The sequence below is a fragment of the Luteimonas sp. 22616 genome (genome assembly GCF_052044325.1).
GTDB lineage: Bacteria > Pseudomonadota > Gammaproteobacteria > Xanthomonadales > Xanthomonadaceae > Luteimonas.
Window position 1 is genome coordinate 840,255 of sequence record NZ_JBQEMW010000002.1, and the last position, 7,578, is coordinate 847,832.

The window sequence follows — 7,578 nt, forward strand, 5'->3', positions numbered from 1 at the left end:
GGCGGAAGCCGCGATGGCATGATCGGGAAAGCCATCGCGGCTTCCGCCGCTCCTACAACTTGCCCGCACTTGCGAACCACCATCGCCCCTGCCGCTGGCGACGCCTAGTACAGATCCACCGGATCCACGTCCAGCGACCAGCGCGCCTTGCGCGCCTCGGGCAAGGCGTACAGCGCCGGCATCACCGCATCGAGCGCGCCGTGCAGCGCGCGGCGGTTCGCGGCCGACACCAGCAGCTGCGCGCGGTGCATGCCTGCGCGCCGCGGCATTGGTGCGGGCAGTGGGCCGTGCAGTTCCAGCAACGCATCCCCGCTTCGTTCAAGGGAGGGCGGCGCGCCGTTCGGCGCCGCGCGGGTCGCAAGCACTTGTTTCGTTGCCGCAAACGGCAGCAGCAGCGCCTTCGCCGCATGCAGGAGCTGCATCGGCGCATCCGCGTGTTTGGCCTCCGCGCGCAGCAGCGCGAGATGCGCGAACGGCGGGAAGCCAGCCATCTCGCGCTGGGCGAGTTCTTCCTCGGCGAAGGCGTGGTAGCCGCCTGCGATCAGCGTCTGCAGCAGCGGATGCTCCGGGTGATGGGTCTGCAGCAGCACCTCCCCGGGCTTGTCGGCGCGGCCGGCGCGTCCGGCGACCTGGATCAGCAATTGCGCGAGCTTCTCGCCGGCGCGGAAGTCGGCCGAGAACAGGCCTTCGTCGATCCCCACCACGCACACCAGGGTCAGGTTCGGCAGGTCGTGGCCCTTGGCCAGCATCTGGGTGCCGATGAGCACGCCGGCCTGCGCGCCGAACGCGTCGAGGTGCTTTTCCAGCGCATCCTTGCGCCGGGTGCTGCCGCGGTCGATGCGCAGCACCGGCTTGCCGTCGAAGCGCTGCGCGAGCAGCTCCTCGATGCGTTCGGTGCCGATGCCCTGCGGCTGCAGCGCCAGGCTGGCGCAGTCGGGGCAGGCCAGCGGCACGGGTTGGCGCGCGCCGCAGTGGTGGCACTGCAGGCGGCGGCCGCCGGCGTGCACGGTCATCGGCGTGCCCTGCAGCGGCGTGCTGCAGCGTTTGCACTGCGCGCTCCAGCCGCAGTCGTGGCACAGCAGCACCGGTGCGTAGCCGCGGCGGTTCTTGAACACCAGCACCTGGCCGCCGGCATCGAGCGCCTTGCCGGCGGCGTCGAGCAGTTCGGCCGACAGGCCGGCTTCGAGCGGGCGCTTGCGCACGTCCAGCACGCGCACCCGCGGCGGCTTTGCCTCGCCCGCGCGCCGGGTCAGGCGCAGGTGCGCGTAGCGGCCGCTGCGGGCGTTGTGCAGCGATTCGAGCGACGGCGTCGCGCTGCCCAGCAGTACCGGCACGCCGAGCGCCTTGCCGCGGACCAGGGCGAAATCGCGGGCGTGGTAGCGGATGCCGTCCTGCTGCTTGTAGCTGCCGTCGTGCTCCTCGTCGACCACGATCAGGCCGGCCTCGGGCAGCGGCGTGAACACCGCCGAGCGCGTGCCGACCACCACCCGCGCCTCGCCGCGCAGCGCCGCGGCCCAGGTGCGCGCGCGTTCGCCGTCGTTCAATCCCGAGTGGGTCGCGTGCACTGGCACCCCGAGGCGCGCGCGGAAGCGCGACAGCAGCTGCGGGGTCAGGCCGATCTCCGGCACCAGCACCAGCGCCTGCTTGCCGCGCGCCAGGCAGTCGGCGATCGCCTGCAGGTAGACCTCGGTCTTGCCGCTGCCGGTGACGCCGTCGAGCAGCAGCGCGGCGAAACCCGCATCCTCGCCGGCCTGCGCGTCGCGGATCGTGGCGATCGCCTCGGCCTGTTCGGCGTTCGCTTCGGGGCCGGGCTGCGGCGTTGGCGCGAGCTGCGAGGCGGCGATCGCGATGCGTTCGACCAGCTCGCGCTTGCCCAGCGAGCGCGCCGCGCCGCGCCAGTCATCCATCAGCGCGTCGAGTGCGTCCTCGTCGCGCGGCGCGCCGTGCAGCAGTTCGGCCAGGCGCCGCGGCCGGCTGCCGGCGCGCAGGCCGGGCAGGGCGGTGGCGCCGGCCTCGGTCAGCCGCCACGCCCAGGCGTGGGTATCGGGCAGCGGCTCGCCGCGGCGCAGGGCGGCGGGCAGGGCGGTGGCCAGCACCTCGCCCAGCGGCGCGTGGGCGTAGCGTGCCAGCCAGCGCAGCGACTCGAACAGTTCACCGTGCAGCAGCGGCGCGTCGTCGAGGCAAGCCAGGACCTCGCGCAGCTCAGGCTTGTCACCGGCCGGCGCGTCGCCGGCCGGGGTGTCCACGCCGGCCACCACGCCGACCAGTTCGCGCGGCCCGAACGGCACCCGCACGCGGCACCCCGCCAGCGCCGGCGTGGCGGCGAGGCCGGCCGGCGCGCGGTAGTCGAACAGGCGCGGCAGCGGCAGCGGCAGGGCGACCTGCAGGGCGGAAATGTCGGCGGGCATCAAGGAAGTCTAGCGGTCGCCGCAAGCATCCAACGGACGATGTGCGTTTGCGTGCGATAGCTCGGTTCGGTCCCACCAATGGCCCGCAAGTTGCCGTGGCCTCTAGGGTTTTCCCTTTATCCACATCGCATGTGGATAAGTCTGTGCATCGCGCTCCGGTTGGGGGCAAAGGGCACGGTAAAACAAGCCGGATCGGCGACTTGGTCAAAAAAGTGCCAAACCCAAGTCTTCCATTGGAATCAAGTACTTGCCCGTGAAACAACGGGTGCGCGGGAGAACGGGTTGCGGGACGGTCCAGCTTTGTGACGGCGCCATGACCGCTGTGCACAACCGATTTCGTCCGCGACCGGGGCCTTGTCGATCTTTCCCGATTCGTCAAGGGGCAAGCGCTCCGGCGTGGCGGCTATCATGCGGGGCGATCACACCGAGCCCACGATGCCGCGCACCCTCCACGAAGCCGCTTCGGCGCCGGCCGCCCTGACGGCTTTCCTGCGTGGCGTCGAACGCCGCGGCGCGGTATTTGCCCAGCTGCAGGTCGGCGACGCCGCGACCGGCGACCGCGCCCTGATCGCCGCCATGCGGGCCTTTCGCCTGCCTGCGGCACGGATCCCGTTCGCCGACTGGCCGCGCCAGTTCTGGACCCTGCTGCTGGCCACCCCGGAGCTGCGCGAGCAGCCGGTGGCGCCGGCCTGGGGCAGCGGTTTCGGTCTGCTGGCCGGGATCGGCCGCGGCCCGCGCGCCGCGCTGCTGCTGCGGCTGGTGGCCGGCCTGCCCGAAGCCGAGGCCGCGGCGGTGCTCGGCGTGGCCCGGCCGACCTACCGCCTGGCGCTGCAGCGCGCGCTGCCGCACGGCGATGACGGCCAGCCCGACACGCAGGGTTGGCGGATGCTGGGCGAGGCGACGCGGCACGCGGTGCGCGACCTGTCGGCCGAACGCATGGCCCAGCTGGCGCGGATGCGCGAGGCCGCGGCGCACGGCCGTCGCCTCGACCTGCCCGCGGCCGCGGCGCCCGGACGCGACCCCGCGGCGCCCGCGCCGTGGCGGATGCCGGCGATCGTCGCGGTCGCGGCGGCCAGCCTGCTCGCGTTCGGCGCGACCTTCCTGCCGGCGTTCGACAACCAGGCCGACGGCGCGCCGACCTCGCGGATCGAGGTCGTCCCGCTGCCGCCGGCGCAGGCCCCGGAATCGACCTTCGATGCCCGGGCCGCGCTGCTGACCCACCCCGATTTCGAGCTCCTCGCCGCGGCCGACGACGAAGCCGCCGCGAGCGACCCGGGCTTCTATGCCTGGCTGGCCGCGGGCGCGAAGGTGCCGGAGATCGTGGCGGGGTCCGATGCCGACGCCGCGCCGGTGGCGGACGCGCCGACGGACCCGGACGCGCCAACGGAAACCGAAGATGTGTTCTGACTTCCTCCGCGCGCCGGTCTTCGCGCTGGCACTGGCGCTGTCGGCCGGCGTCGCCGCGCAGTCGCTGCCGCCAGGCCTGCTGGAGAAGGCACGGGCGTTGCCGGCACCGACCGGCGCCGAGCTGCAGCGGCACGCCGAGGTGCTGGCGGCGATGACGCCCGAGCAGCGCGCCGCCTTCGATACCCGGGTCGCGCAGTGGGATGCGCAGGTCCCGGCGGCGCAGCGCGAGCGGCGCGACGCGTGGCAGGCGTGGCAGGCCTTGCCGGAGGCCGAACGCCAGCGGCTGCGCGCCGCGGCGACGGCATTCTCGGCATTGCCGCCGGACCAGCAGCAGACGCTGCGGGCGCAGTACGACGCGCTCGACGGCAGCGAGCGCCGCGGCTGGCTGCTCGGCCCGGTGCTGGGAGCGGACTACCCGAAGCTGCACGCCCTGGTTGCGCAGGTGCCGCCGGACCAGCGCGATGCCCTGCTCGAAGCGCTGCGCGCGCTGTCGCCCGAAGGTCGCGCGGACCTGTCCGTGCTGGCGCAGCGCACGCCACCGCAGGCGCGCGATGCGCTGCGCACTCAGCTGCTGGCGCAACCGGCGCCACGGCGCGACGCCTGGCTGCGCGATCGCCTGCACCGGTGAGCGGGTGCAGGTGGATGGATCAGGCGTAGGTCGGGGCGACGCCCCCCACATCCGCGGTGGAGGCGTCACTCTGCAGGAGCGGCTTCAGCCGCGAGCTTCTCGCTCTCGGGTCGCAGGCCAGAAGCTCGCGTCGGGGACGTTGCCGCGGCCTACCCCGCGACCACCGCGAATACCGCGGTGAACGCGATGCCGAAGCTCAGCAGCATCGTGTAGCAGAAGCCGATCGCCGAATATTTCAGCAACGTCATCGTCCAGCCCTGGCCGTAGACGCGTTTCTGCATCAGCAGCAGGTACAGCGGCATCCACGCCCACAGCAGGCCCTCGATCACCGTGAACAGCGTCTGCAGCGCGCCAGGCTCCGGCGCCAGCCAGCGCTGCAGCGCCATCGCCGCGAAGATCAGCAGCAATGTCAGGCACAGGAACGCGTGGCTGTGCAGCGCCACCAGCAGGTGCTCCATGTACAGCCGGCGCTTGAACACATAAACCACCTTGAGCATCAGCGCGAACAGCGGCAGCAGCACGAACAGCGTCGACGGCACCGCGCCGAGGAAGGCGTCCTTGAGGAATTCCTGGTCGGTGCGCAGGCGCACGATGTTGGCCTTGGCATGGCCGACCTGCACGTTGAGCCAGCGGTTGGCGAAGTCCGGCCACCAGGAGACGGTGAGCGGATTGGTCTTCGGGTCCCAAGGGGTGCCGTTGAAGCTCAGTTCGGAGTCGTCGTCGTCGGCATCGGCTTTCGCGTCTGCGACCGCATCCGGCTGGCCGGCGCGAGCCGGCGGGTCGGCGGCATCGGCGATGTCCGCGGCTGCGGGCGCGTCCGTCGGCTTCGCGTCCGTTGCGGCCTTGGGTTCCGGCGATCCGGTCGTGGTTGCCGCGACGCCGGATGACACTGGCGCCTTGCCCGCGGCGCGGCGCTCCAGCACGCGGATGCGCGCCTCGGCGCTGTTGCGGATCGCCTTCTCGGCGATGCCCAGGCCGGCACCCAGCCCGGGAACGCCATCCGCATCCTGCTTGCGCGCGCCGGCCAGCTCGGCGAGCGCTTCGTCGCGCTGGCGAATGACCTCGTCCACCGTCTGCACCTGCGAGAAGCTTGCGTCGGTCGGGCCTTTGCCGTCTTCGAAGTTGATGTCGCCGAAGCTGAGCATCAACTGCGCGACGAAGAAGGTGACGATGGCCAGGGTCACGAACAGCCGCACCGGGCTGACGTAGCGCACGCGGCGGCCGGAAAAGTATTCGCGGGTGAGGAACGCCGGCCGCACCAGCAGCGGCCACAGCGTGCGCGGCAGCCGCGCATCCCAGTTGAGGACGGTGTCGGTGAAATCGCCGAGGATGGTGGAGAAATGCCGCACCATGCCCGTCACCGGCTGGCCGCAGGCGTAGCAGTACTCGCCCAGCAGCGGCGAGCCGCAATTGCCGCAGTTGCCGCGCGCCCGCGACGCGGGCAAGGGCGGCGGCGTGGCGGGCGCGGCGTCGCGCGGCGTGTCGTCGTGTGTCTGCATCTGATGATCCTCCGGCGCCGCGGTACGGCGCGCAGGGCGTCCCCGAAGCCCGGTAACATAGCCGCCTGCCGTGACCCGGCGCCAGCGTCCGACACCTGATCGGCGCGCGGCCGCAGTCGCGCGACACGCATCTCTCCCCCATGTCACTGCCCATCCAGAGTCCCGCGCGCTTCCGCAGCGAGGTGCGCACCACTGCGGTGCTCGCCGCGCCGCTGGTCGTCGGCCACGTCTCGACCGGCCTGATCGGCTTCGTCGACGCCGTGCTCGCCGGCCACCACGGCACCACCACCCTGGCTGCGGTGTCGGTGGGCACGGCGCTGTTCTGGCTGCCGATGATGATCCCGATGGGCACGCTGATGGCGCTGCCGCCGTCGGTGTCGCAGCTCGCCGGCGCGGGCCGGCACGACGAGATCGGCCCGCTGTTCCGGCAGTCGCTGTGGCTGGCGGCGGGGCTGGGCCTGGTGCTGTTCGCGTTCCTGAGCCTGGCGGTGTTCGCGCTCGAACCAATGGGCATCGCGCCGGAGATCCGCCCGGGCGCGGCGGACTTCCTGCGCGGCATCCGTTGGGGCGTGCCGGCGCTGACGCTGTACTACTGCATGCGCTACCTCAGCGACGGCATGCACTGGACGCTGCCGACGATGGTGCTCGGCTTCGGCGGGCTGCTGTTGCTGCTGCCGCTGGGCTGGGTGCTGACGTTCGGCAAGTTCGGCCTGCCGGAGATGGGCGCCGGCGGGCTGGGCATCGCCTCGGCGATCATGCTGTGGGCGCAGGTGCTGGCGTTCACCGCGTACCTCGCGCGCACCAGGCGCTTTGCCGCGCTGGCACTGTTCGCCCGTTTCGACCGACCGCACTGGGCATCGATCCGCGGCCTGCTCGCCACCGGCCTGCCGATCGGGGTGACGGTGATGATGGAAGGCGGGCTGTTCATCGTCACCGCGCTGCTGATCGGGCGCCTGGGCGACGTGCCGGCGGCCGCGCACCAGATCGCGATCAACGTCGCCAGCCTGTGCTTCATGGTGCCGTTCGGGCTGGCCGAGGCGACCACGGTGCGGGTCGGGCACGCGGTGGGCCAGGGCCGTGGCAGCCACGGGGTACGGCAGGCGGCGTTCGCCGGCGGCGTGCTGGTGCTGGCCACCCAGCTCACCGGCGGCGCGATCCTGCTGTTCGGCCACGACCACATCGTGGCGCTGTACACGCGCGATGCGGTGGTGGCGGCGCTGGCCTCGTCGCTGCTGCTGTATGCCGCGGCGTTCCAGTTCCCGGACGGCATCCAGGTGCTCTCGGCCGGCGCGCTGCGCGGGCTCAAGGACACCCGCGTGCCGATGCTGCTGGCGGCCTGCGCCTACTGGGGCGTCGGTATGCCGCTGGGCGCCGGGCTCGGGCTGGGCTTGGGCTGGGGGCCGCGCGGGATGTGGATCGGCCTGATCGCCGGGCTGGTCGTCGCCTCGATCCTGCTGGGCACGCGTTTCCTGCGTTCCTCGCGCGATGCGCGCGTGGTCATGGTGACCGATGGCGCATGAAACCGTGATGGCGGGCGGGCTATCCTGCCGTATCGGCCACCCATCCCCGCTGTCGTAGGAGCGGCGGAAGCCGCGAGCTTTTCGACCAGGCCAGAAAAAAGCTCGCGGCTTCCGCC

General features: G+C 72.4%; 5 protein-coding genes. 3 read left to right on the top strand and 2 right to left on the bottom strand.

What is annotated here, in order from left to right:
- Nucleotides 1–104 precede the first annotated feature (104 nt).
- Nucleotides 105–2,408, bottom strand: a complete 2,304-nt coding sequence (locus ACTJIL_RS16065; RefSeq protein ID WP_440756609.1) for a primosomal protein N' — start codon at nt 2,406–2,408, stop codon at nt 105–107.
- 435 nt (nt 2,409–2,843) lie between these two features.
- Between ACTJIL_RS16065 and ACTJIL_RS16070 the strand changes: the two genes are divergently transcribed.
- Nucleotides 2,844–3,815 (top strand): hypothetical protein, encoded by a 972-nt coding sequence (locus ACTJIL_RS16070; RefSeq protein ID WP_440756610.1) that lies wholly within the window; start codon nt 2,844–2,846, stop codon nt 3,813–3,815.
- Entirely contained in the window at nt 3,805–4,443 is a 639-nt protein-coding gene (locus tag ACTJIL_RS16075; protein WP_440756611.1) for a DUF3106 domain-containing protein, read from the top strand. The genes ACTJIL_RS16070 and ACTJIL_RS16075 overlap by 11 nt, the downstream gene beginning before the upstream one ends.
- A gap of 149 nt (nt 4,444–4,592) precedes the next feature.
- On the opposite strand, the gene ACTJIL_RS16080 is transcribed toward ACTJIL_RS16075, so the two are convergent.
- On the bottom strand, nt 4,593–5,942 hold the full coding sequence (locus tag ACTJIL_RS16080) for a DUF3667 domain-containing protein (protein ID WP_440756612.1): 1,350 nt from the start codon (nt 5,940–5,942) through the stop codon (nt 4,593–4,595).
- A gap of 140 nt (nt 5,943–6,082) precedes the next feature.
- Here ACTJIL_RS16080 and ACTJIL_RS16085 point away from each other — a divergent pair, with 140 nt between their 5' ends.
- Complete coding sequence (locus ACTJIL_RS16085) at nt 6,083–7,462, top strand: MATE family efflux transporter (RefSeq protein WP_440756613.1); 1,380 nt, start codon at nt 6,083–6,085, stop codon at nt 7,460–7,462.
- Nucleotides 7,463–7,578 lie beyond the last annotated feature (116 nt).